At 71.8% G+C, this 23397-nt stretch carries 21 protein-coding genes; 11 read left to right on the top strand and 10 right to left on the bottom strand.

The annotated features are described in order from the left end of the window. The first annotated feature begins 105 nt into the window (after positions 1-105). The 5 genes from H305_RS0102820 (at position 106) to folE (ending at position 6168) form a co-directional block, all read left to right on the top strand. The gene (locus tag H305_RS0102820; RefSeq protein WP_028799076.1) at positions 106-1239 is read left to right on the top strand and encodes a zinc-dependent metalloprotease; all 1134 of its coding nucleotides are present in this window, start codon (positions 106-108) and stop codon (positions 1237-1239) included. Positions 1240-1431: 192 nt separating this feature from the next. Beyond that, on the top strand, positions 1432-2553 hold the full coding sequence (gene tilS, locus H305_RS0102815) for a tRNA lysidine(34) synthetase TilS (protein ID WP_028799075.1): 1122 nt from the start codon (positions 1432-1434) through the stop codon (positions 2551-2553). Positions 2554-2628: 75 nt separating this feature from the next. After that, positions 2629-3189, top strand: a complete 561-nt coding sequence (hpt, locus tag H305_RS0102810; RefSeq protein WP_037762199.1) for a hypoxanthine phosphoribosyltransferase — start codon at positions 2629-2631, stop codon at positions 3187-3189. A 200-nt stretch (positions 3190-3389) separates the two neighbouring features. Further along, a complete protein-coding gene (ftsH, locus tag H305_RS0102805; protein WP_028799073.1) occupies positions 3390-5417 on the top strand; it encodes an ATP-dependent zinc metalloprotease FtsH in 2028 nt (675 codons plus the stop codon). A 145-nt stretch (positions 5418-5562) separates the two neighbouring features. Then, positions 5563-6168: a GTP cyclohydrolase I FolE gene (folE, locus tag H305_RS0102800; RefSeq protein WP_028799072.1), complete on the top strand. Its 606-nt coding sequence runs from the start codon at positions 5563-5565 to the stop codon at positions 6166-6168. Positions 6169-6303: 135 nt separating this feature from the next. Here folE and H305_RS0102795 read toward each other — a convergent pair whose 3' ends face one another. From H305_RS0102795 to H305_RS0102770, 6 genes are all read right to left on the bottom strand, one after another. After that, positions 6304-6789 carry a DUF3180 domain-containing protein gene (locus tag H305_RS0102795; RefSeq protein WP_028799071.1) on the bottom strand — a complete coding sequence of 162 codons (486 nt, stop codon included), beginning with the start codon at positions 6787-6789 and terminating at the stop codon, positions 6304-6306. Positions 6790-6874: 85 nt separating this feature from the next. After that, a complete protein-coding gene (folK, locus tag H305_RS0102790) occupies positions 6875-7486 on the bottom strand; it encodes a 2-amino-4-hydroxy-6-hydroxymethyldihydropteridine diphosphokinase (RefSeq protein ID WP_028799070.1) in 612 nt (203 codons plus the stop codon). Next, positions 7483-7842, bottom strand: coding sequence for a dihydroneopterin aldolase (folB, locus tag H305_RS0102785; RefSeq protein ID WP_028799069.1), 360 nt, complete (start codon positions 7840-7842; stop codon positions 7483-7485). Before folB ends, folK begins: the two co-directional genes overlap by 4 nt. Before the next feature lie 247 nt (positions 7843-8089). Further along, positions 8090-8575: a nuclear transport factor 2 family protein gene (locus H305_RS0102780; protein WP_028799068.1), complete on the bottom strand. Its 486-nt coding sequence runs from the start codon at positions 8573-8575 to the stop codon at positions 8090-8092. Continuing rightward, positions 8572-9432 carry a dihydropteroate synthase gene (gene folP, locus H305_RS0102775; RefSeq protein ID WP_028799067.1) on the bottom strand — a complete coding sequence of 287 codons (861 nt, stop codon included), beginning with the start codon at positions 9430-9432 and terminating at the stop codon, positions 8572-8574. Before folP ends, H305_RS0102780 begins: the two co-directional genes overlap by 4 nt. 234 nt (positions 9433-9666) lie before the next feature. Beyond that, entirely contained in the window at positions 9667-11472 is a 1806-nt protein-coding gene (locus H305_RS0102770) for a phosphatidylglycerol lysyltransferase domain-containing protein (RefSeq protein ID WP_028799066.1), read from the bottom strand. 225 nt (positions 11473-11697) lie between these two features. On the opposite strand from H305_RS0102770, the gene H305_RS0102765 reads away from it, so the two are divergent. Together H305_RS0102765 and H305_RS0102760 are read left to right on the top strand one after the other, a co-directional pair. Continuing rightward, positions 11698-12828 (top strand): alpha/beta hydrolase, encoded by a 1131-nt coding sequence (locus tag H305_RS0102765; RefSeq protein ID WP_028799065.1) that lies wholly within the window; start codon positions 11698-11700, stop codon positions 12826-12828. A gap of 203 nt (positions 12829-13031) precedes the next feature. Next, a complete protein-coding gene (locus H305_RS0102760; RefSeq protein WP_037762195.1) occupies positions 13032-14513 on the top strand; it encodes a hypothetical protein in 1482 nt (493 codons plus the stop codon). A gap of 222 nt (positions 14514-14735) precedes the next feature. Here the strand turns inward: H305_RS0102760 and H305_RS44280 are convergent, their stop codons facing one another. Beyond that, entirely contained in the window at positions 14736-16109 is a 1374-nt protein-coding gene (locus H305_RS44280) for a PH domain-containing protein (RefSeq protein WP_420708016.1), read from the bottom strand. Between the two features lie 56 nt (positions 16110-16165). Beyond that, positions 16166-16660, bottom strand: a complete 495-nt coding sequence (locus H305_RS0102750) for a PH domain-containing protein (protein WP_028799063.1) — start codon at positions 16658-16660, stop codon at positions 16166-16168. 31 nt (positions 16661-16691) lie between these two features. Between H305_RS0102750 and H305_RS0102745 the strand changes: the two genes are divergently transcribed. Next, on the top strand, positions 16692-17843 hold the full coding sequence (locus H305_RS0102745; RefSeq protein ID WP_028799062.1) for an NADH-quinone oxidoreductase subunit D: 1152 nt from the start codon (positions 16692-16694) through the stop codon (positions 17841-17843). Positions 17844-17931: 88 nt separating this feature from the next. On the opposite strand, the gene H305_RS0102740 is transcribed toward H305_RS0102745, so the two are convergent. Further along, positions 17932-18987, bottom strand: coding sequence for an SAM-dependent methyltransferase (locus tag H305_RS0102740; RefSeq protein WP_028799061.1), 1056 nt, complete (start codon positions 18985-18987; stop codon positions 17932-17934). A gap of 249 nt (positions 18988-19236) precedes the next feature. On the opposite strand from H305_RS0102740, the gene H305_RS0102735 reads away from it, so the two are divergent. The 3 genes from H305_RS0102735 (at position 19237) to H305_RS0102725 (ending at position 21907) form a co-directional block, all read left to right on the top strand. Continuing rightward, positions 19237-20442: a sensor histidine kinase gene (locus H305_RS0102735; RefSeq protein WP_028799060.1), complete on the top strand. Its 1206-nt coding sequence runs from the start codon at positions 19237-19239 to the stop codon at positions 20440-20442. A gap of 104 nt (positions 20443-20546) precedes the next feature. Beyond that, positions 20547-21218, top strand: coding sequence for a response regulator transcription factor (locus H305_RS0102730; RefSeq protein ID WP_028799059.1), 672 nt, complete (start codon positions 20547-20549; stop codon positions 21216-21218). A gap of 56 nt (positions 21219-21274) precedes the next feature. After that, positions 21275-21907 carry an AAA family ATPase gene (locus tag H305_RS0102725; protein ID WP_028799058.1) on the top strand — a complete coding sequence of 211 codons (633 nt, stop codon included), beginning with the start codon at positions 21275-21277 and terminating at the stop codon, positions 21905-21907. A gap of 241 nt (positions 21908-22148) precedes the next feature. Here the strand turns inward: H305_RS0102725 and H305_RS0102720 are convergent, their stop codons facing one another. Then, the gene (locus tag H305_RS0102720; RefSeq protein ID WP_028799057.1) at positions 22149-23255 is read right to left on the bottom strand and encodes a DUF5937 family protein; all 1107 of its coding nucleotides are present in this window, start codon (positions 23253-23255) and stop codon (positions 22149-22151) included. Positions 23256-23397: the final 142 nt, after the last annotated feature.

Below are 23397 nucleotides of genomic sequence, written 5' to 3'. Positions count from 1 at the left end.
CCCGTGGCCCCCTTGCGCACCAGGGTCAACGCGGGCCCCACCTCGGGGCCCGCCCGGAGCACGTACCCCTCACCGCAGCGCGACGTGCTCACGTACGGTTGACGCATGACGAGCATCGGTGGTGCCGCATCTACTGGGATGGTCGACTGGAATCTCGCGGTGGCGACCGCGACCCGGCTCGTGCGGCCGGGCCCCGAGGTGAGCCGTGACGAGGCCCGTGCGGTCGTCGCGGAACTGCGCCGGCACGCGAAGGCCTCGGAGGAGCACGTCCGGGGCTTTACTCGTCTGGGTGAGGACGGCGTGCGCGACACCCCCGTCCTCGTCGTCGACCGCCCCGGTTGGGTGCGGGCGAACGTCGCCGGGTTCCGGGAGATCCTCAAGCCCCTGCTGGACAAGATGCAGGAGCGGCGCGGCAACACGCCCGGCGGAGCCGTCCTCGGAGCCGTCGGCGGCAAGGTCACCGGCGTCGAACTGGGCATGCTCCTCTCGTTCCTGTCCTCCCGGGTCCTCGGACAGTACGAGACCTTCGCCCCGGCCACGCGCGAGCTCCCCGCCGGCGAGCACGGCGGCGGCAGGCTCCTGCTGGTGGCGCCGAACATCGTGCACGTCGAGCGCGAACTCGACGTCCAGCCCCACGACTTCCGCCTGTGGGTGTGCCTGCACGAGGAGACCCACCGCACCCAGTTCACGGCCGTGCCCTGGCTGCGCGACCACCTCGAGGGCGAAATCCAGTCTTTCTTGGGGGAGACCGACGTCGACCCCATGACCGTCCTGGAGCGCATCCGGGAGGCCGCCCAGTCGCTCGCCGGCGGGCGCCCCGAGGGCGAGGAGGACGACGGCGCCCGCTCCCTCGTGGAAATCGTCCAGACGCCCGCCCAGCGCGAGATCCTCGGCCGGCTCACCGCGGTGATGTCCCTCCTGGAGGGCCACGCGGACTTCGTGATGGACGGCGTGGGACCCGCCGTCGTCCCGTCCGTGGGGGAGATCCGCGAGAAGTTCCAGCAGCGCCGCGCGAAGGGCGCCTCCCGCCTGGACACCGCCCTGCGCAAGCTGCTGGGTCTGGACGCCAAACTGAGGCAGTACCGGGACGGCGAGCGGTTCGTGCGAGCCGTGGTCGACCAGGTCGGCATGGACGGGTTCAACCGCGTGTGGACCTCCCCGAACACGCTCCCGACGAAGGCGGAGATCGCCAAACCGGCGGACTGGGTCGCGCGGGTGCACCGCAAGGCCGAGTCGTGAACCCTACGGGAGGGTCGTGAAACGAATCCGGCCGACGGCAGGCAAACGCCCCTCCAATCACCCGTCCGAGGGACCGTGAGCCATGGGTAGGCGTGCAATGCTCGGGGAACGGCCCGGTTCTGTCACCATCTACACACTCTGAGTGACCGACCCAGGGCTCACCCCCCGAAAACTTCATGAAGGGAACCGGACATGGGTCCCCATCCTGCGGTCGCGGCGATACGCCTGGCGGTACGCCGCGTACTCCACGACATCATCACCGAGCACACGCCCGCCTCCGACACCCGGCGCGCGCCCGCGCACGGAGCCACGCGCCCCTCGCCCCCCGACGCCGAGCGCGTGCCCGCCCCAGGTACACGGCGCACCCTCCCGCCCGCGCGAGCCCGCCACGAGCAGCCCTCGACGCCGCTCGTCCTCGTCGCGTGCTCCGGCGGAGCCGACTCCATGGCGCTCGCCTCCGCCCTCGCCTTCGAGGCCCCAAAACTCGGCATCCGCGCCGGTGGCATCACCGTCGACCACGGTCTGCAGACCGGCTCCGACCTGCGCGCCGAGGAAGTCGTGCTGCGCCTCACGGAGATGGGACTCGCCCCGGCCGAGTGCATCGCCGTCACCGTCGGCCGCGACGGCGGGCCCGAGGCCGCCGCCCGCGACGCCCGGTACGCCGCCCTGGACTCCGCCGCCGAGCGCCACGGCGCCACCGCGATCCTGCTCGGCCACACCCGCGACGACCAGGCGGAGACGGTTCTGCTCGGTCTCGCCCGCGGTTCCGGCATCCGCTCCCTGTCCGGGATGGCCGCGGTCTCGGGGGCCGACGGCCGTTACCGGCGCCCGTTCCTGCACCTGGACCGGCAGACCGCCCGCAAGGCCTGCATGGTCCAGTCGCTGCCCGTGTGGGACGACCCGCACAACACCGACCCGGCCTACACCCGCTCCCGGCTGCGCCACGAAGGCCTGCCCGCCCTGGAGAAGGCGCTCGGCAAGGGGGTCGTCGAGGCCCTCGCCCGTACGGCCCAGCTCTCCCGCGACGACGCCGACGCCCTCGACGCGTGGGCCAGCCAGGCCGAGGCGTCCGTGCGCGACGCGTCCGGCCTCCTGGAGTGCGCCAAGCTCTACGCCCTGCCCCCCGCCGTACGCCGCCGCATCCTGCGTCGCGCCGCCATCGAGGCCGGCGCACCGGCCGGTTCGCTCTTCGCCCGGCACATCGAAGAAGTCGACCGGCTGATCACCGGATGGCGCGGCCAGAAGGCCATCAATCTCCCGGGCAAAGTCGTCGCTCAGCGACAGGGTGGCAGACTGGTGATTCGGCAAGGCTGAAATCGCGCCCCCAGTGAGGCGCCCGGTCTCCCCTTTGGGAAGGGGCCGGTCAGCCGGTGGGACGACCGAAAGTGAATGCGGGTGGACGCGAAAGACATGGGCACCGACCTCAAGTCGGTGCTCATCACCAAGGAAGAGATCGACGCGAAGCTGGCTGAGCTGGCGGCGAAGATCGACGCGGAGTACGCGGGCAAGGACCTGCTGATCGTCGGAGTCCTCAAGGGCGCCGTCATGGTCATGGCGGACCTGGCGCGTGCGCTGTCCACCCCGGTCACCATGGACTGGATGGCCGTGTCCTCGTACGGCGCGGGGACGCAGTCCTCCGGCGTCGTGCGGATCCTCAAGGACCTCGACACCGACATCAAGGGCAAGCACGTCCTGGTCGTCGAGGACATCATCGACTCCGGACTGACCCTGTCCTGGCTGATCTCCAACCTCGGGTCCCGCGAGCCCGCGTCCCTCAAGGTGTGCACGCTGCTGCGCAAACCGGAGGCGGCGAAGGTCGCGATCGACGTGGAGTGGGTCGGCTTCGACATCCCGAACGAGTTCGTGATCGGTTACGGCCTCGACTACGCCGAGAAGTACCGCAACCTCCCGTTCGTCGGTACGCTCGCGCCTCACGTCTACGGCGGCTGACCGCCCGCTCTTCGCGCGGCGGCTCAGTCCTTGTGAGACGTTCGGGAACCCCAGCGGGTTTCGCGCCGTTGGAGCATGCGTAGGCGGGATTGCCAGCAGTCCCCTGCGGCTTCGGGTGACAATGCTGGGGTACCGTCCGAAGAACAGTCTTTATCAAACTCACTATGGCAGGAGGGACGGGGCGGCACCGCTCCGTATGGATGGACGTGAAGCGATACTTCCGTGGGCCGGTCATGTGGATCGTGCTGGCCGTCCTTGCCGTGGTCGTGTTGATGCAGGTCGTCGGCTCGTCCGGCGGCTACAAGACGGTGGACACCGGCCAGGTGGTCCAGGCGATCAATGAGAACAAGGTCGAGTCGGCGAAACTCACCACCGGCGACGAGCAGATCATCAAGGTCTCGCTGAAGGACGGCGAGAAGGTCGACGGCAGCTCCAAGATCCAGGCGAGCTACATCGGCGACCAGGGCGTGACCCTCGCCGGGGTCCTTCAAGACAAGTTCCAGAACAAGCAGATCCCGGACGGCTACACGGTTTCGCCGTCCAAGCAGAACCCGTTCGTCGGCATTCTGCTGTCCCTGCTCCCCTTCGTCCTCATCGTCGTCGTCTTCCTGTTCCTGATGAACCAGATGCAGGGCGGCGGCTCCCGGGTCATGAACTTCGGGAAGTCCAAGGCGAAGCTCATCACCAAGGACACCCCGAAGACGACGTTCTCCGACGTCGCGGGCTCGGACGAGGCGGTCGAGGAGCTCCAGGAGATCAAGGAGTTCCTCCAGGAGCCGGCGAAGTTCCAGGCCGTCGGGGCCAAGATCCCCAAGGGTGTGCTCCTCTACGGGCCTCCCGGTACGGGCAAGACGCTGCTCGCACGCGCCGTCGCGGGCGAGGCCGGCGTCCCCTTCTACTCGATCTCCGGTTCCGACTTCGTCGAGATGTTCGTCGGTGTCGGTGCCTCCCGAGTCCGTGACCTGTTCGAGCAGGCCAAGGCGAACGCTCCGGCGATCGTCTTCGTCGACGAGATCGACGCGGTCGGCCGCCACCGCGGTGCCGGCCTCGGCGGTGGTCACGACGAGCGCGAGCAGACCCTGAACCAGCTGCTCGTCGAGATGGACGGCTTCGACGTGAAGGGCGGCGTCATCCTGATCGCCGCCACGAACCGGCCCGACATCCTCGACCCGGCTCTCCTGCGCCCCGGCCGCTTCGACCGCCAGATCGCGGTCGACCGCCCGGACATGCAGGGCCGTCTGGAGATCCTCAAGGTCCACCAGAAGGGCAAGCCGGTCGCTCCGGACGTCGACCTGTCGGCCGTCGCGCGCCGCACCCCGGGCTTCACCGGTGCGGACCTGAGCAACGTCCTCAACGAGGCCGCGCTGCTCACCGCCCGCAGCGACCGCAAGCTCATCGACAACTCCATGCTGGACGAGGCGATCGACCGTGTGGTCGCGGGCCCGCAGAAGCGGACCCGGATCATGTCGGACAAGGAGAAGAAGATCACCGCGTACCACGAGGGCGGACACGCTCTCGTCGCGGCGGCGTCCCCGAACTCCGACCCGGTCCACAAGATCACGATCCTGTCGCGCGGCCGTGCCCTCGGCTACACGATGGTCCTGCCGGACGAGGACAAGTACTCCACCACGCGTAACGAGATGCTGGACCAGCTCGCGTACATGCTGGGCGGGCGCGCCGCGGAGGAGCTCGTCTTCCACGACCCGACCACCGGCGCCGCGAACGACATCGAGAAGGCCACCACCACGGCCCGCGCGATGGTCACGCAGTACGGCATGACCGAGCGTCTCGGCGCCATCAAGTTCGGCGGCGACAACACCGAGCCCTTCCTCGGACGTGAGATGGCTCACCAGCGCGACTACTCGGAAGAGGTCGCCGCGCTGGTGGACGAGGAAGTCAAGAAGCTCATCGAGAACGCGCACAACGAGGCCTGGGAGATCCTGGTCGAGAACCGCGACGTACTCGACAACCTGGTGCTCCAGCTGCTGGAGAAGGAGACGCTGGGCAAGGAGGAGATCGCCGAGATCTTCGCCCCCATCGTCAAGCGTCCGGCCCGCCCCGCGTGGACCGGCTCGTCCCGGCGCACCCCGTCCACCCGTCCGCCGGTGCTCTCCCCCAAGGAGCTGTCCCTGACGAACGGCGCGAACGGCGCGACGCCGGCCATCGCCACCGCGACGGAGTCCGTCCCCGCGACGGACGCCGTCTCGGAGGACCGCACCGAGAGCTGATCAAGGCTCCCGGAGCCCCCGCCAGGCCCGGAATGAAAGCCGCGCCCCCCAGGTTCTAGCCTGGGGGGCGCGGCTTTCGTTTGATACGCCCGCATGTCTGGACGCGTCGACCGGCACGCGCAAGATCCACAGGAACGAGGACCACATGACCGACCCCGTGACGCTGGACGGCGAGGGCGTGATCGGCGAGTTCGACGAGAAGCGTGCCGAGAACGCGGTGCGGGAGCTCCTCCTCGCCGTCGGTGAGGACCCGGACCGTGAGGGCCTCAAGGAGACGCCGGGGCGTGTGGCGCGGGCGTACAGGGAGCTCCTGGCGGGTCTGCGGCAGGAGCCCGAGGACGTCCTGACGACGACCTTCGACCTCGGGCACGACGAGATGGTCCTGGTGAAGGACATCGAGATCGTCTCCCTGTGCGAGCACCACCTGCTGCCGTTCCACGGTGTGGCGCACGTCGGCTACATCCCGGCGGAGTCGGGCAAGATCACCGGACTGTCGAAGCTCGCGCGGCTGGTGGAGGTGTTCGCCCGCCGTCCCCAGGTGCAGGAGCGGCTCACCACCCAGGTCGCCGACTCCCTCATGCGGATCCTGGACGCGCGGGGCGCGATCGTGGTCATCGAGGCCGAGCACATGTGCATGTCGGTGCGGGGCATCCGCAAGCCGGGCGCCAAGACCACGACGTCCGCCGTGCGCGGTCAGCTCCGGGACGCCACGACCCGTGCCGAGGCGATGAGCCTGATACTGGCGCGCTGACCGGATCCCCGGTGGCGTCCGGTCCCCTGTGAACAGCTCCCCCTTCGATCGGCGAACGACTCGCCGACCGGAGGGGGATCGTGCTGTCGGGGCCGTCGGCGGGCCGGTGGTCCCGCTCGTCGGGCGGTGCGGAGGTCACGCGGCCGGGGCCGTGCCGCCGTCGCTGTCGTCGTCCTCCGGGAGCTTGCAGACCCGCTCCAGGAAGAAGGCGGCCGCTATGACGCCGATTCCGGCGACGACGGACAGCCCGGCGTAGATGGCCTGGTCGCGGATGGCGGGGATCTCCAGGGACTCCAGGAGGAACACGCCCGCGCCGCCGTACATCCCGGTGACCAGGGCGGCGACCAAGGCGCTCGCCTGGCCGAAGACGACCGCGCGGGCCGCCATCAGGGGGTCCACGCCCTTGGCGCCGGGGCGCCGCTCACGCTGGGCCCTGAGGCGTGCGCGCAGCGAGAGCGCCGTGGCCAGCAGGACCACGGCGATCAGCGCGAGGACGATGGGGGCGGCGAGGGGAACCCGGGGGAGCGTGCCCACCGCGTTCCACAGGCGGGCACCCGCCCAGGACAGGACACCGGCGACGACGAACACGGCGGCCAGCGTCCTGATGCGCAGCTGTTTCACTTTGCCCCTTCGGTTGGCCCGCCGACAGGCGGTCGTCCGGTCCGGCGGTCGGTCGTCGGGCCCGTGGTCGTCTCGACCTTAACGACTACTCGGGCAGCCGGAGTTCCAGGTCGGCGCGGGGCGCGACACCTTCCCGGGTGAGCAGGGTGAGGAGCTGGGCGACGGGTCCGCGGCCGGGGAGCTGGGCCGTGGGTTCGACGTCGTGCCACGGGGCGAGGACGAAGGCCCGCTCGTGGGCGCGCGGGTGAGGGAGGGTCAGGACCGGGTCCTCGGAGACGACATCGGCGTACGCGACGATGTCCACGTCGATCGTGCGCGGGCCCCAGCGTTCGTCGCGCACGCGGTGGAAGGCCTCCTCGATCGCGTGCGCCCGCTCCAGGAGCGAGGACGGGGGGAGGGTGGTCTTGAGGACCACCACCGCGTTGAAGTACGAGGGCTGGCTGCCGGGCTCGACACCCCAGGGCTCCGTCTCGTAGACGGGGGAGACCGCTTTGATGCGGACGCCGGGGGTGTCCTCCAGGGCGTCGATGGCGCCCTGGAGGGTCTCCAGGCGGTTGCCCAGGTTCGAGCCGAGGGAGATCACGGCGCGCTTGGGGTTGCTCAGGGTCGTGTCGGCGGCGTCCACCTGCTTCACCACGGAGGCGGGTACCGGCTGTACGGTCGGGTCGCTCTGACCCTCGGTGAAGAAGGCGGTCATACTCGGCTCCGGGTGATGGTGACGGTCACGTCGTCGAAGGGGACCGTGATCGGAGCGTCCGGTTTGTGGACGCAGACCTCGACCTCCTGGACTCCCTCGTGTTTCAGACACGTCTGGGCGATGCGCTCGGCGAGCGTCTCGATGAGATCGACGGGCTCTCCCTCGACGACGGCGACGACCTCTTCCGCCACGATGCCGTAGTGCACGGTCTTCGCCAGGTCGTCGTCGGCCGCGGCCGGCCCGGTGTCGAGGCCCAGTGTCAGGTCCACGATGAAGGTCTGGCCTTCTTCGCGTTCCTTCTGGAAGACACCGTGGTGCCCGCGGGCCTTGAGGCCGCGCAGCGCGACACGATCCACGCGAATCACTCCTGCAATCGTCGGTAGCGGCGGCCGTGAACCGAGTGCGGTCGGCACACCGGCCTCAAACGAATCTACCTGCGGGCACTGACAGCGATCGCCCACGGGGGCGCGTGCCGGGCGAAGGCGGCGAGGCTTCACCCGGCGTTTCCCCTGGGGAACGCGGCAGCTCACGGGTTGGTAGCCGCCCCTACCCCGCGACTGGTGATTCCAACCACTTCTTGGTCCCTGTGGGCCGTCCGCCCACTCAACCGGCGGTGTTCTCGTCCTCTTCCTCGTTGGATTCGGCGAGGACGGGGGAGGCGTGGTGCGACCAGAGCTTCCACCCCTCGGCCGTACGCCGGAACGCGTTCGTGGCGACGACGAGCTGGCCGACCAGCGGGCCCAGCTCGTCGCTGTCCTCGGGGGCGGGGGCGCCGCTCAGGATGTTCTCGGTGCAGGTCACCAGCGCCGTGTCGCCGGCCACGGAGACGTGCACGTCGGTGAGGAAGAACTGGATGTACTCGGTGTTGGCCATGATCAGCACGTACGAGCGCAGCACCTCGCCGCGTCCGTTGAGGACCGGCCAGCCGGGGTGGACGCAGGAGACCACCGCGCCTTCGCCGTCGATGCCGCCGGGCTCCGTGTCCAGCCACAGCGAGGACAGCTCCTCGAAGTCGCCCCGTTCCATCGCCTCGTAGAAGGCGGTGTTGGCGAGCTCGACCTGCTCGACGTCGGTCCGCGGGGTGCTCACCGGGCTCCCTCGACGGCGCGGGCGACCCGTACGGCGTCGGCGGTGGCCCTGACCTCGTGGACACGGACCGCCCAGGCGCCCTGCTGGGCGGCGAGCGCGGAGACGGCGGCGGTGGCGGCGTCCCGCTCGCGGGCGGGGGGCGGAGAGCCCTCGGGGCCCGCCAGGACGCGGCCCAGGAAACGCTTGCGGGAGGCGGCGACGAGCAGGGGGTGACCGAGGTCGCGCAGTCTGTCGAGGTGGGCGAGGAGGGCCAGGTCGTGCTCGGGGTCCTTGGAGAAGCCCAGCCCCGGGTCCACGACGATCCGGTCGGGGGCGACGCCGCCGGCCAGTACGGCCTCCACACGCGCGTGGAGCTCGTCGACGACTTCGGCGACGACGTCCCCGTACGCCCCCCGCACGTTCCCGCCCTCCAGGAAGCCGCGCCAGTGCATGACGACGAAGGGGGCCCCGGCGGCCGCGACGGCGGGGATCATCGCGGGGTCGGCGAGACCGCCGCTGACGTCGTTGACGAGGGCCGCGCCGGCGGCGAGGGCCTGCTCGGCGACGGAGGCGCGCATGGTGTCGACGGATACGGTGACGCCCTCGGAGGCGAGGCCGCGGACGACGGGGATGACCCGCTTGAGCTCCTCCGCCTCGTCGACGCGGGTGGCGCCGGGGCGGGTGGACTCACCGCCCACGTCGACGAGGTCCGCGCCCTCGCTGACCAGGCCGAGGCCGTGCTTGACCGCTGCCGTCGTGTCGAACCAGCGGCCTCCGTCGGAGAAGGAATCGGGGGTGACGTTGACGACGCCCATGACCGCGCAGCGGTCCCACGTCGGTAGCCCCACGACTCGGCCGCGCCCGCGCTCATTGCTCATACGTCCAGCCTAGGCCCCTGACGGGGGCCGCTTCGCCCGCGGCGGGCAGGGGTGCTTCCGTCCCGTCGGCCGGGGGTTTCCCCGGATGGTTCCTGTCGAATGCATTCAGGTGTTTTGAGAGGTCCGTGCCACACGTCCGCGAGGACCGGCGGACGTGTGGCACGTGCGGGCCGGTGCCCCGAGCGGGGCCGGCCGGGTGGGACGGCGCACGTGTGGGCCGGGCCGTGACACCCCTCAGGCCGCCCTGATGCCGTGCTCGGCCGGTGCGTGGGCGCACGGCCGGGGCACGGGGGAACGGCGGCTCAGCGGGCGGGGGAGGGCCAGACTCACGAAGCCCTCCGCCTGCATCGCCGCGAACCCGATGCGGGGGAGGTCGCGGGAGGACGCGTAGACGACGAAGCGGGGCTCCCAGCGCGGGCGGAACTTGGCGTTGAACTTGTAGAGGGACTCGATCTGGAACCAGCGCGAAAGGAAGACCAGCAGCCCCCGCCAGGCGCGCAGCACCGGCCCCGCGCCGATCTTCTCGCCGCGGGCCAGTGCCGAACGGAACATCGCGAAGTTGAGGGAGATCCGCTCGATGCCCAGCCGGGGGGACGCCTGGAGCGCGGCCACGATGAGGAGTTCGTTCATGCCCGGGTCGGCCGATCGGTCGCGGCGCATGAGGTCGAGGGACACGCCGTCCGTGCCCCACGGCACGAAGTGGAGGACGGCCTTCAGGTCGCCGTAGGGGCCGGGTTCGGCGTCGGCCTTGTGGGCGGTGGCGATCAGGCAGTCCCCGTCGGCCGGGTCGCCGATGCGGCCGAGCGCCATGGAGAAGCCGCGCTCGGTGTCCGTGCCGCGCCAGTCCTCCGCGGCGCGTCGTATGCGGTCCAGTTCGCCCTCGCCGAGGTCACGGATGCGCCGTACCCGTGTCTCGTAACCAGCCCGCTCGATGCGCTTCACCATCTGGCGCACGTTCCGCATCGCGCGCCCGGCCAGGGAGAAATCCACGACGTCCACCACCGCCTCGTCCCCCAGTTCGAGGGCGCCGAGCCCGGTCTCGCGGGTCCACACCTCGCCGCCCGTCTCCGAACAGCCCATGACGGCGGGTGTCCAGGAGTGTGCCCTCGCCTCGTCCATGAAGCGTTCGATGGCGCCGGGCCAGGCCTCGACGTCGCCGATGGGGTCGCCGCTGGCGAGCATCACCCCGGAGACCACGCGGTAGGTGACGGCGGCCTTGCCGCTGGGCGAGAAGACGACGGCCTTGTCGCGGCGGAGCGCGAAGTGGCCGAGGGAGTCGCGGCCGCCGTGCTTCTCCAGGAGGGCGCGCAGCCTGGCCTCGTCGTCCTCGGTGAGGCGGGCGGCGGGGTGTTCGGGACGGAAGGCCAGGTAGATGGTGGTGACGGCGGTCAGCAGGCCGAGGGCGCCGAGCGAGAAGGCGACCGTCCAGGAGGTGGGCCCGCTGTAGTCGACGGGCCCCTCGAAGCCGACCAGGCCGTACAGGACGTGCTGGATGCGGTCGGCCAGGCTCGGGTCGCCGACCATGCGGTTCCCGTGGACGCTGACGATGACGAGTCCGAGGGCGAGGGAACCGGCGCCCATGAGTACGAAGTTGGCGAGCGCCCGCCACCGGCTGCGCGGGTCGGGCAGGGCCGCGAACTCACCCCGGTGCCGCAGCAGGGGCGCGAGCAGGGCCGCGGAGATGACGACGCCGATGACCGAGTGGCGGTACGCGAACTGTGCGACGGCGCCCGCGGGCAGCAGGACCACCGCGGCGCGCCACGCCCGGCGCTTGCGGCGGCGCAGCCCGTGGGCCAGCAGCAGTAGGAGCACGCCCGCGCTGAGCGAGAGCGCGGCGGCGAACGGGCCGAGGGCGCCGGGCAGTACCTCGGCGATGGCGTGCATGCGGCTGCGCCGGAAGCGCGGGAAGACGCCGGCGGCGACGTCCAGGAGTCCGACGAGCATGCAGGCCCGGGCGACCAGGGCGGGGACGGCTTCGGGACGCGGACCCCGGAGTATGCCTCGCGTCCCGCCTGTTCGACTCGGAACCTCGATCGACATTTCCCCATCTATCCTGACAGACATCGCATCCCGTAGTTCCGCGAAAGACCTTGGATCCGGTGCCAAATCAGGCATCCGGCGACATTGCGCCCTCTAGGACGGTGTCTTGGGGAGACAGGTTCACTCCCCTTCGGAAAGCCGCTTCAAAAGGCAAGGAAAGTCCGGGGCAAGCACGCGCGAAGGAGCGATGCGGATCCGGGACGGAAAGCGCAGGCGGAACAGCCCATGGGTCTGACGAGCAACAAGGTGCTGGTGGTGGCGGTGCTGTTCGCCGTTCTGCTGTTCGTCGGCACGGTGTGGTGGTGGCCGCGGCTGGCCCGCGGGAACTGGCGGGCCGTCAGCGGACGGATCGGCCTGCTGCTGGCCACCCAGGTGGCGGTCTTCGCCTCGGTCGGCCTCTGCGTGAACCAGGCGTTCGGGTTCTACGCCAGCTGGGCGGACCTCTTCGGCCGGGAGAGCGGCCAGGGCGTGGTCGTCGACCACAACGGCTCCGCGGGTGCGGGCGGCGGCCCCCTCCAAGTGGTCGACACCCAGCAGGTGAACGTGTCGGGCGGTTCCCGTCCCCGGGTCGGGGGCCAGATCCAGAAGGTCACGGTCGTCGGCCGGACGACGCACATCGCCACGCCGGCGTACGTCTATCTGCCCCCGGAGTACTTCCAGCCGCAGTACCGGGCCCGCACTTTTCCCGCTGTCACCGTCCTCACCGGATACCCGGGCACCGCCGAGGCGCTCATCAAGGGACTGCACTACCCGCAGACCGCGAACAGGCTGGCGAAGAACGGCAGGATGCAGCCGATGATCCTCGTCATGCTGCGGCCGACCGTCGCGCCTCCGCGGGACACCGAGTGCGTGGACGTCCCCGGCGGCCCGCAGACGGAGACGTTCTTCGCCAAGGACCTTCCGGACGCCGTGTCCGCGCACTACCGGGTGGGCAGGAAACCCGGGAGCTGGGGCGTCGTCGGCGATTCCACGGGCGGTTACTGTGCACTGAAACTGGCTGTCCACCATCCCGGGGCGTACGCGGCCGGAGCGGGTCTCTCGGCGTACTACAAGGCGCCGATCGACCCCACGACCGGCGACCTCTTCCGCGGCGACAAGGTATTGCGGGACAGCGCCGACCTGCGCTGGTACCTGAAGAACAGGCCCGCTCCGGACACCTCACTGCTCGTCAGCAGCAGCAGGTCGGGCGAGTCCAACTACCCGGACACGCTGCACTTCATCGACCTCGTGAAGGCCAATCGGCGCACCCGGATCTCGTCGATCATCCTCGACAGCGGCGGCCACAACTTCAACACCTGGCGGCGGGAGATCCCGGCGACCCTGCAATGGATCAGCGGACGGCTCAGCGACCGCTGAGGCGGGCCCGAATTCCCCTTCGCGCGAGGGCCCGGCAGGGGAGCCTTTTCGAACTCCGGAAGTCGAGATCAAGATCGAACACGTTCCCCGGGGCGAATGCGGGACGCTCTCATTCCGCGCGTTCGCGGACATGCGCTTCGCAGTAGCCGTGTTTTTACCGGGCGGGGCTCCAAGATTCGCCTACGCGCGGTAAGTTTCTGGCCATGCCACGTGGACGTCACCGCCATTCCCCGCCCTTGCACAGGCTGCTGCCTCCTTCGGCGATCGCCGGTGTCTCGCTCGTCTGTGCCGTGGGGCCATGGCTGTTCACGGAGCCGGTGGTGCTCCGTGCGCTGGCCGCCGGTGCCGCGCTGACGGCGGTGGTCGGCGCGGTCGTCATGCGCCGATGGGACGCCGAGGCGGGCAGGAGCGTCGCCGACCTCACGCGCGCGCGTGCGAGTGACGAGTGGCGTCACGAGGAACGCGTCGCCGAACTGGAGGCCGACCTCGACGAGTCCCGCGCGCTGCGCAGCAAGCTGGAGCACAGGCTGCGCGCGAAGCGTTCGGAGCTGGCGGGCCTGCGCAACGAGCACGCGGCGCTGCTGCGGCGGTACGCCACGGCGGAGACCGAACGGGCGACTGCCCTGGAGGGCCGTCGGCAGCTCGCCATAGAGGCGACCGTCCCGGCCCGCGCGCTGCCCGCCGCACGGTCGGCGCCGGAGTCGGCGGGTCCCGATGCGGCCCTGGAGGCGGTGCCCGAGGAGGGCACGCCCGAGGCGACCGGGAGCCTGGCGGCCGAGGTCCCCTGGACCGAGACCGCCGAGCCGGCCGAGGCCCCCGAGTCCGCGGCGGACGACGCCGACGACGCGGATGACGCCGACGACGCCGACGCGCCGGAGGTGCCGCAGGTCTTCTCCCCGGCGGGCTCCTCGCTCTTCCTGCGGGCCAACGCGGCCCTGAGCCGCATCGCGAGCGGCGCTTCGGAGGCGAAGACCACGACCGCGTCCGCGCCGGGCGACGTGACGTCCTCCGAGAAGGAGGGGTCCGGCTCGGAGGGGTCCGGTGCCGCCGCCGCGAAGAGCGACGCCCCCCGGGGCGCGTCCCTGAAGGCCGTCGGGTCCGCGAAGGCCGTCGGGTCCGCGAAGGGTGAGCCGGCCGCGGGCGGATCCGCGTCGCACGCCGCGAGCGCGGAGCCCCCGAAGGCGGGCCCGGCCCGCAGGGAGGCGGGTCCGTCCGCGGACGCCGTGGCGGAGGAGGGCGAGGCGCGGGGGAAGTCCGAGGCGGTCGGCGAGCACCAGCACGCGACCGCCGACGCGCAGCAGCCCGTGCCCGCCCCGTCGTCCCCGTCGGCGCAGCAGCCCCGGGCCGCGCTGCCTGCCAAGCCCTCCTCGGGTGGGCACTTCACCGTTCCGACGGCGGTGGCCGTGGCACCGGCCGCCCCCGTGCGGCGCCCCTCGGTCGAGGGTGGCTTCGACTTCTTCGGTACGCAGAAGGAGTCGTCCGCGGACGCGCTGGAGGCCGTGCAGAACGAGGACCTCGCCGACGTGGTAGGCCAGGAGGCGCTCGCCCTGCACAAGGCCGAGGCGGAGGCCGGGTTCAAGCCGGCGGACGAAGCGGCCCGCGGCGTCGGACAGGTCATCGACCTGACCGCGCACGACGAGACCGAGCAGATCGACGTGGGCGTGCTGCGCAGCGCGGTCTCCTGACGAGTCCCGCGCGGCGCGGTCTTCCGAGAAGTCCCGCGTGACCCGATCTTCCGGGAGTCCGGCGCGGTGCGGCCGTCAGAGGCCCGCACAGCGCGGTCTCCCGAGGACGGAACACCGCCGTCCGCCATCCGCGCGGACGGACCACGCGACGTGGTGCGCGCGGGGCCCGGCAGACAGGTCGGGCGGTACCAGGACGAGGGCGGTGGCCGGGCGCCACCGCCCTCACGCCATCCACCGGTCCGGCAGAGCCTCCCGCCGCCCCGTCCGCGACCGGTCGGCCTGGGACTGGAGCAGCCGCGCCGCCTCCTCGGCGTCCCGTAGCCGAGCCGTCACGGTCTTGTCGGCCCCGGTGTCCACATGGACGTCGGCGACCTTCCTGAGGCGCTTCCAGGGCCCCTGCGTCAGCCGTACGCTCTGCACCTTCGCGTGCGGCACGAGCGAGAGACTGCGACGCAGCAGCCCGTGCCGGGCGGCGAAGACGGTGTCGGTCACGGCGAGCCCGTACCCCCGCCACCAGACCGGCAGGCACCAGCCGGCCCGGCGCGGCGGCCGGGACAGGGACGACGGCACCGTCACCCCGGGCAGCACCTCGGCGATCACCGACTCGGCGATCTCGCGCGGGGCGACGGGCACGAGCACGGAGTTCGACGACCCGGCGACGTCCAGCTCCACGCGTACCCAGCCGAGCCGTCGCCACAGCAGCGGCTCGACGATCCGTACCGTCTGCACACGGCCCGGCGGCACCGTCTCGTGCGTACGGTCGAGGAGCCCGTGGTCGATGCGGAGGCCGTCCGGCGACTCGCCCACCGTCCAGTCGTACTCGCCCACGAACCGGCCCACGCTGCTCGCGCCCGCCGCGCCGAGCAACGGCAACCCGGTCGCGAGGACCGTCCACACGCTGTGGGTGGCGAACCACAGCAGCGGCGGTACGACGACCGCGGCGGCCAGCGAGCCCCAGGTCGCGCCGGTGAGGATCAGGGAGACGGCGAGGACGCCGGGCGGTACGTGCAGCAGCCGCCGCACCGGCGCCTCGCCGATCTCGTGGGCGGTCTCCGGCGCGAACCCCGCCGCACGGGCGAGGAGTTCGGCGCGCAGCGCTCGGGCCTCGCCCTCACCGAGATAGGCCAGTTCGTCCTTCTTGTCCGTGCCGATGACGTCGAGTCTGAGCTTGGCGACGCCCGCGACGCGGGCCAGCAGCGGCTGGGTCACGTCGACGGCCTGGAGCCGGTCGAGCCGGATGTGCGCGGTGCGGCGGAACAACAGGCCCGTGCGGATGCGCAGTTCGGTGCCGGTCACCGCGAAGTGCGTGAACCACCAGCTGAGGAAGCCGTAGAGGGCGGCGCCCGGGACGAACACGGCGAGCCCGACGAGCAGCGCGGTCGTGGTGAGCCTGGTCAGCTGCTCCTGAGCCTGGTTGGGGTCGTGCACGGCCCATCCGGCGATCACGGCGACGGGCGCCCAGGCCCGCCGGAAGGGGGTGAAGGGGTGCAGCCGTCGCTCCGAGGGAGGCCCGCCCCCCGGCGCGGCGCCCCCCGCGCCCTTCGAGCCGTCCCGTGGTGCGGCGCCCTTTGCGCCCTCCGCCCCGTCCCGTGTCACGGCGCCCTCCGCCCCGTCCGTCGGCACGGCGCCCTCCGCACCCGGCAGCGGCGTCGTCACAGCCCCGCCGATCGTGCCTCGCCGAGTTCGGTCAGCCGGTCGCGCAGCCGCTCGGCCTCGGCCGGGTCGAGGCCCGGGATGCACGCGTCGGTCGCCGCGGCCGCGGTGTGCAGCTGCACGCTCGCCAGCCCGAAGTGCCGCTCGACGGGCCCGGAGGTCACCTCGACCAGCTGCATCCGCCCGTACGGCACGACGGTCTCCTCGCGCCACAGCACACCTCGGCTGATCAGCAGCTCGTCGGCGCGCTCCGCGTACCGCCAGGAACGCCAGTTGCGCCCCAGCATGTGCCAGCCCCACGCCATCAGGGCGAGCGGGAGGAGGGCGAAGGCCGCCCAGACGGGGGCGACGAGCAGCCCGGTCAGCAGGCCCACCGCGATCGTCAGCAGCCCCAGCCACACCACAAGCAGCAGCCGCCGCATCCGCAGCAGCCCGGGAGGCAGTCCGGTCCAGACCGGCTCCGCCCCGGCGATTTCCGTGGTCCCCGTCTCCATACGGCAAGCGTACGTACGAGAGACTGTCACCATGACTCCTACGACGGAGACCATGGTCGGTATCGGCGGCGCCGCGGAGAGCACCGACATGGTGCTCAACATCGGCCCCCAGCACCCCTCGACCCACGGCGTGCTGAGGCTGCGGCTCGTGCTCGACGGCGAGCGGATCCAGCACGCGGAGCCGGTCATCGGCTACATGCACCGCGGGGCGGAGAAGCTCTTCGAGGCGCGCGACTACCGCCAGATCATCATGCTCGCCAACCGGCACGACTGGCTGTCCGCGTTCTCGAACGAGCTGGGCGTGGTCCTCGCCGTGGAGCGGATGCTCGGCATGGAGGTCCCCGAGCGGGCGGTGTGGATGCGCACGCTGCTCGCCGAGCTCAACCGCGTCCTGAACCACCTGATGTTCCTCGGCTCCTACCCGCTGGAACTGGGCGGGATCACGCCGATCTTCCACGCCTTCCGCGAGCGCGAGGAACTCCAGCACGTCATGGAGGAGATCTCCGGCGGGCGCATGCACTACATGTTCAACCGGGTCGGGGGCCTCAAGGAGGACCTGCCCGCCGGATGGACCTCACGCGCGCGTGCCTGCGTCGCGGCCCTGCGCTCGCGCATGGACATCTACGACGACCTGGTGCTCGGCAACGAGATCTTCCGGGGGCGTACGCGCGGTGTCGGGGTGCTCGCGCCGGAGACCGTGCACGCGTACGGGGTGAGCGGGCCGATCGCGCGCGCCTCCGGGGTGGACTTCGACCTGCGCCGGGACGAGCCGTACCTCGCGTACGGGGACCTCCAGGACACCCTGAAGGTCGTCGCCCGCCAGGAGGGCGACTGCCTGGCCCGCTTCGAGTGCCTCCTGGAGCAGACCCACAACGCGCTCGACCTCGCGGACGCCTGCCTCGACCGGCTCGCCGAGCTGCCGTCGGGGCCCGTCAACCAGCGGCTGCCCAAGGTCCTGAAGGCGCCCGAGGGCCACACCTACGCATGGACCGAGAACCCCCTCGGCATCAACGGCTACTACCTGGTCAGCAAGGGCGAGAAGACCCCGTACCGGCTGAAGCTGCGCTCCGCCTCGTTCAACAACATCCAGGCGCTGACCGAGCTGCTGCCGGGCACGCTGGTGGCCGACATGGTGGCGATCCTGGGCTCGCTGTTCTTCGTGGTCGGGGACATCGACAAGTAGTGCCTCCGGAGGGTCCCGCCGGGCCGGCCCGCGGGACCGGCCCCCTCCCATCAGGTCCGGTGCCTCCCGTCGTGCGGGAGGCGCGCGCTCAGGGCGTGTAGGGGTCTGTGGGAGCGAGCAGGTCGCCGGGATCGAGCAGGTCCTCGAACCGGGCCGTCGGGATCCCGACCGGCTGGAGAAGCCACCCGAAGTCGCCGAGACCCCCGGACGCGGTGAGCTCGGCGGCGGCCCCCGCGCCCGCCAGCGCGCGCACGTACGTTGCCGGGTCCGTGGAGGCGAGCGCGAGCGGGGGGCGCGCACCGCTCACGCCCAGCGCGCGCAGCGCCGTGCGCTGCGTCGTCACACGGGCTCCGGGCAGCGCGCACGCGTCGAGCGCCACGTGCGCGGTGATGTCGCACGACCCGTCCGGCACCGGAGCCGTCTCCCGGCCCTCCCGGAAGCCGGTGAGCGTTCCGAAGGGCGGTCGGCCGGCGGAGAAGTGCGCGTAGTCGGCGGCGACGGCGAGCCCGCGGCCCAGGCTCGCCACCGCGGCGGCCCAGGCGATGTCCCTGGGGAGCCCGATCTCGGCCCGGGCACCCACGGGGGACGCCGCCCGCGCGGGCAGCGGCCACCAGCGCCGCAGCCACCGTTCGTCCGTCCCCGTCACCGGTTCCCCGAGACGTTCCGTGCCGTCCTCCCGTACGAGGACCAGGCGCCGTACTCCCTCGGCGTCCACCTCGGCGACGTCCACGGGCACGTTGTCCAGCCACTCGTTGGCGAACAGCAGCCCGGTGATCCCCTGCGGGGGCCCGGCCGACCACTCGATCCCGTGATCGAGGCCCGCGGGGCGGTCGGCGCGCTCGACCGCGTACCCGCGCGCGCGGGAGGCCACCTCCGCGGGGAGCGCGGCGAGCACGCCGGTCACCAGCTCGCCGCGGCCCGCAGCCATGTCCACGAAGTCGAGCCGGGCGGGGCGGCCGAGCGCCTCGTCGACCCGGCACAGCAGCCGGGCCACGGCACCGGCGAAGAGCGGGGAGGCGTGCACCGAGGTGCGGAAGTGTCCGGCGGGGCCCTCGGACCTGCGGTAGAAGCCGGAGGGCCCGTACAGCGCCTCCTCCGTCGCCTCGCGCCAACCCCGCCACTCGCCCGCCGCCTCACGTCTCACGGGGCCAGGCTAGGCCTGCCCGGCCGCCGGGCAGGCCCGGACAGGGGGCCCGGCCCGGCGGGAGTCCCGGCGAACGGCGCCGCGACGGTACGGACACCCGTCCCGGCCGACCGGGTCCGGGACCGGGCCGCCAGGGGGCTTCAGCCGCCAGGAAGGGGTGAGCCTCCACCTTGGGGAGTACGAGCACCGGTTGCGGATCGACCCTCCGGTTGACCCCTGCACACTGCACGCTTCCCTACTCTGGGTTACGTGCAGCGCCTCTATGACTTCCTCCGCAGGCACCCGACATGGGTCGACAGCTTCTGGGCCGTCGTCCTGTTCGGGATCACCTGCGTGAACCTCGTGAGCGTCAACGGGGCCCCGGAGCAGCACGGGGCGCCCGCCGTGGCGTTCCCGATCGCCGTGCTCCTGTGCGTCGTCGTCGCGCTGCGCCGCCGCATGCCGGAGAAGATGCTCGTGCTGGCCGCTGTGCTGGGCCTTCTCCAGCTGATCACCGACGTCGAGGTGATGCCCGCCGACTTCGCCATGATGGTGATCATCTTCACCGTCGCGGCGGACGGCGCCCGCTGGGCCTCCCGGTTCGCGCTGACGGGCGGTCTCTGCGCGGGGTTCCTCTCGCAGCTGCGCTGGCCCGCCCAGGAGGCGGGCGGTCTGAACGTCGTCCTCATAGCCGTCTTCCAGACCGTCCCCTTCGCCCTCGCCTGGGTGCTCGGTGACTCCCTGCGCACCCGCCGTGCCTACCTCGCCCAGCTGGAGGAGCGGGCCGCGCGCCTGGAGAAGGAGCGCGAGGCGCAGTCCAAGGTCGCCGTCGCTGCCGAGCGCGCCCGGATCGCCCGCGAGCTGCACGACGTCGTCGCGCACAACGTCTCGGTGATGGTCGTCCAGGCGGACGGTGCCGCCTACGTCATGGACACCGCGCCGGACCAGGCCAAGAAGGCGCTGGAGACCATCTCCGGGACCGGCCGCCAGGCCCTCGCCGAGATGCGCCGGCTGCTCGGCGTGCTGCGCACCGGCGAGCACCAGGAGGGCGGCGAGTACGTGCCGCAGCCCGACGTCGAACAGCTCGACGACCTCATCGAGCAGTGCCGCACCGCGGGCCTCCCCGTCGACTTCAAGGTCGAGGGAACCCCGCGCCCGCTGCCCAGCGGTGTGGAGCTCACGGCGTACCGGATCGTGCAGGAGGCGCTCACCAACACGCGCAAGCACGGCGGCCCGAACACCGGCGCGAGCGTGCGCCTCGTCTACTTCGACGACGGCCTCGGCCTGCTCGTCGAGGACGACGGCAAGGGCGCGCCCCACGAGCTGTACGAGGAGGGCGGCGCCGACGGCCAGGGCCACGGCCTGATCGGCATGCGGGAACGCGTCGGTATGGTCGGCGGCACCCTGGACGCGGGACCACGGCCTGGTGGAGGCTTCCGCATCAGCGCGCTCCTGCCGCTGAAACCGGCCCACTGACCACGGCCCACTGACACCTGTAACGACCGTTTTCGACCGTTTCTGAATATTTCTGGCTGTTCCCAAAGCTTTTCGGCCTTTGGTGGAGAGGGAAGAGGACCCCGATGGCGATCCGAGTCATGCTCGTCGACGACCAGGTGCTGCTGCGCACCGGTTTCCGGATGGTGCTCGCCGCCCAGCCGGACATGGAGGTCGTGGCCGAGGCGGGCGACGGGGTCGAGGCCCTCCAGGTGCTGCGCACCACCGCGGTCGACGTGGTCCTGATGGACGTTCGCATGCCGAAGCTGGACGGCGTCGAGACGACCCGGCGGATCTGTTCCGATCCCAACCCGCCGAAGGTGCTCATCCTGACCACCTTCGACCTCGACGAGTACGCCTTCTCCGGGCTGAAGGCCGGCGCCTCCGGCTTCATGCTCAAGGACGTGCCCCCGGGAGAGCTGCTCACCGCCATCCGGTCCGTGCACAGCGGCGACGCCGTGGTCGCCCCCTCCACCACCAGGCGCCTGCTCGACCGCTTCGCTCCGATGCTGCCCAGCGCGGGCAAGCAGCCGCAGCACAAGGAGTTGGAGCGGCTCACCGACCGTGAGCGCGAGGTCATGGTCCTCGTCGCGCAGGGTCTGTCCAACGGCGAGATCGCGGCCCGCCTCGTGCTGTCCGAGGCGACCGTGAAGACGCACGTCGGGCGCATCCTGACCAAGCTGGGGCTGCGCGACCGGGTGCAGGTGGTCGTGCTCGCCTACGAGACGGGGCTCGTGCGCGCGGGCGGACACGGCTGACCCGGGGCCGACCGGGGCGTGACCCCGGCGTGACCGGCGGCCACTAGGGTCTGCGCATGCTCCTGTGGATCAACGGCCCCTTCGGGGGCGGCAAGACACAGACCGCACACGAGATCCGGCGACGGCTGCCCGGCAGCGTCATCTGCGATCCGGAACACGCCGGTTTCGGCCTGCGGCGGATGCTGCCTCCTGAACTGCGCGGTGATTTCCAGGACTTGGCGTCCTGGCGCGAGGGCGTGGTCGAGGTGCTGGACCTCGCCCTCGCCAAGCACGACGGCGTGGTCATCGCCCCCATGACGGTCACGAACTCCCGCTATTTCGAGGAGACGGTCGGCCGGCTGCGCGAACGGGGCCACGACGTACGGCACTTCGCGCTGCTCGCCGAGCGCGAGACCGTGCTCGAGCGGCTGCGGGAGCGCGGCTTCGGGCACCTCCTGCGGTACGTCGCGGGCAAGGACGCCCCGCTGCGCCGCGAGAGCTGGGCAGTGCAGCAGCTCGACCACTGCCTGGAGCGGCTGCGCGAGCCCGAGTTCGCCGAACACCTGTGGACCGACCACACGACGGTGGCCAAGACCGCGGACCGGATCGCCGTACTGGCGGGGCTGACGCTCACGCCGAACCGCGACGGGGCGCTGCGGGGGCGGCTGCGCAGGGCGTGGACGGGCGTGCGGCACATCCGGTTCGACTGACCCGGGTGGAACGGCTTTCGACCCGGGTGGAACGGCTTCTGACCCGGGTAGAACGGCTTTCGACCCGGGCGGAACGGCTTCTCCTGCCCGACGTCGGCCCGGGCAGGCCGGCCTGCGGGCGGGTGCCGTGTGCCGCGCGGAGGCCGGCGCGGGACACGACGTCGGCAGGGGACACGACGTCGGCGCGGGACTCACGGGCCCCGGACGGCCGACCGGGCCTGCGGCGCGTGCCGTGCGGGCGTCAGCGCAGCACGCTCTCCAGGAAGTCGCTGCCCAGACGGGCCACCACGGTGACGTCCAGCTGGTGCAGCACGTATCGGCCGCGGCGGCGCGTGGAGATCAGGCCCGCCTTCTTGAGCACGCCCAGGTGGCGGGATATCTCGGGTGCCGTCATCCCGTGCACCTGCGCCAGCTCGCCGGTGGTGTACGCGCTGCGGGCCAGATGACGGCAGATCCGCATCCGGACCGGGTGGGACAGCGCGGTCATCCGCCGGGACAGCTCCTCGACGGAAGGCGGCGCGGCGAGCTCGGGCGAGCCGACGGGGTAGTGCAGCACGGGCTGCCAGCCGGGCCGGTGCAGCACCATCAGGTGCGGCCGTCCGAGACTGGTGGGGACGAGGAGCAGACCGCCGTCCGCGGTGACCGTGTGCCCCTCCGTCAGCTTGTCGACGGTGAGCCGCCCGGCCGCCTCGTCCAGCGACACCGCGGGGGAGACGGACGTCAGCGCCTCGGCGGGGCCCTTGTGCCGCAGCAGATCCGTCTTGTGGCGGGCCTCCGCGGCGAGCTGGTGGCGCAGCCGGGACCAGGTCTCCGCGAAGAACGCCTCGTCGCAGTCCTGAAGGAACTGCCTCAGCCAGGCCCGCACGCGCGGCGGATCCTCCAGGAGGCGCTGCGTGAAGCGGGTCTGCTGCGGTCCGCGTGAGGCGGCCAGGTCCACGGCGCGGCGCCGCACCTCGGGATCGGAGAGATAGCCGGGCTCCTGCGAGCCGTACGCCAGCGCGCAGGTGAACTCCAGCGCCGCGTCCACGAACTGCTCGTCCGTCAGCTTGTCCAGCAGGTCCAGGTCGTCGGCGAGGGTCGCGCCCGGCAGGGTGCTCCCGCCGGGGATGCCGGCGAAGGGCAGGAACAGGTCCGAGAACGTCGTCCGCCACAGGAAGTCCGCCTCGCACATCCGGTCGGCGAGATGCGGGTCGAGCCGGGTCGTGACCCCGGTCGCCCAGGCCTGGAGGCCCGGATGGTGCCCCGGCTCGGCGAGGGCGTGCAGCGCCATCCCGAGCTCGGCCAGCGGGGAAGGCACGACGGCGATCCGCTCCCGGCGCAGCCCGGAGATGTCGATGTGCACGCTCATGCCCCCATGGTGCACCCCGCCACCGACAACGCCGCCGTCGATTGACGCCGCCCGTCAATCGGGGCGACATGTGCCGGGAGCGGGCGCAGCCTGGGAGGACACCGGGGCAACCGCGGGCCTTCGGATCCCATCTCCCGTCCCG

The sequence above is a fragment of the Streptomyces sp. 142MFCol3.1 genome (genome assembly GCF_000424945.1).
Taxonomy (GTDB): Bacteria; Actinomycetota; Actinomycetes; order Streptomycetales; family Streptomycetaceae; genus Streptomyces; species Streptomyces siamensis.
Note: the sequence above shows the minus strand (reverse complement) of the source record. Positions and strands in the feature narration are given on the sequence as shown.

Excerpts from the sequence above, each read along its gene's own strand:
- ftsH (WP_028799073.1), top strand. The coding sequence starts at position 3,390 with ATGGACGTGAAGCGATACTTCCGTGGGCCGGTCATGTGGATCGTGCTG.
- H305_RS0102730 (WP_028799059.1), top strand. The coding sequence starts at position 20,547 with ATGGCGATCCGAGTCATGCTCGTCGACGACCAGGTGCTGCTGCGCACC.
- folK (WP_028799070.1), bottom strand. The coding sequence starts at position 7,486 with ATGACCGCCTTCTTCACCGAGGGTCAGAGCGACCCGACCGTACAGCCG.
- H305_RS0102820 (WP_028799076.1), top strand. The coding sequence starts at position 106 with ATGACGAGCATCGGTGGTGCCGCATCTACTGGGATGGTCGACTGGAAT.
- H305_RS0102720 (WP_028799057.1), bottom strand. The coding sequence starts at position 23,255 with ATGAGCGTGCACATCGACATCTCCGGGCTGCGCCGGGAGCGGATCGCC.
- H305_RS0102745 (WP_028799062.1), top strand. The coding sequence starts at position 16,692 with ATGACTCCTACGACGGAGACCATGGTCGGTATCGGCGGCGCCGCGGAG.
- tilS (WP_028799075.1), top strand. The coding sequence starts at position 1,432 with ATGGGTCCCCATCCTGCGGTCGCGGCGATACGCCTGGCGGTACGCCGC.
- H305_RS0102760 (WP_037762195.1), top strand. The coding sequence starts at position 13,032 with ATGCCACGTGGACGTCACCGCCATTCCCCGCCCTTGCACAGGCTGCTG.
- hpt (WP_037762199.1), top strand. The coding sequence starts at position 2,629 with ATGCGGGTGGACGCGAAAGACATGGGCACCGACCTCAAGTCGGTGCTC.
- H305_RS0102750 (WP_028799063.1), bottom strand. The coding sequence starts at position 16,660 with ATGGAGACGGGGACCACGGAAATCGCCGGGGCGGAGCCGGTCTGGACC.
- H305_RS0102765 (WP_028799065.1), top strand. The coding sequence starts at position 11,698 with ATGGGTCTGACGAGCAACAAGGTGCTGGTGGTGGCGGTGCTGTTCGCC.
- folE (WP_028799072.1), top strand. The coding sequence starts at position 5,563 with ATGACCGACCCCGTGACGCTGGACGGCGAGGGCGTGATCGGCGAGTTC.
- H305_RS0102725 (WP_028799058.1), top strand. The coding sequence starts at position 21,275 with ATGCTCCTGTGGATCAACGGCCCCTTCGGGGGCGGCAAGACACAGACC.
- folP (WP_028799067.1), bottom strand. The coding sequence starts at position 9,432 with ATGAGCAATGAGCGCGGGCGCGGCCGAGTCGTGGGGCTACCGACGTGG.
- H305_RS0102770 (WP_028799066.1), bottom strand. The coding sequence starts at position 11,472 with ATGTCGATCGAGGTTCCGAGTCGAACAGGCGGGACGCGAGGCATACTC.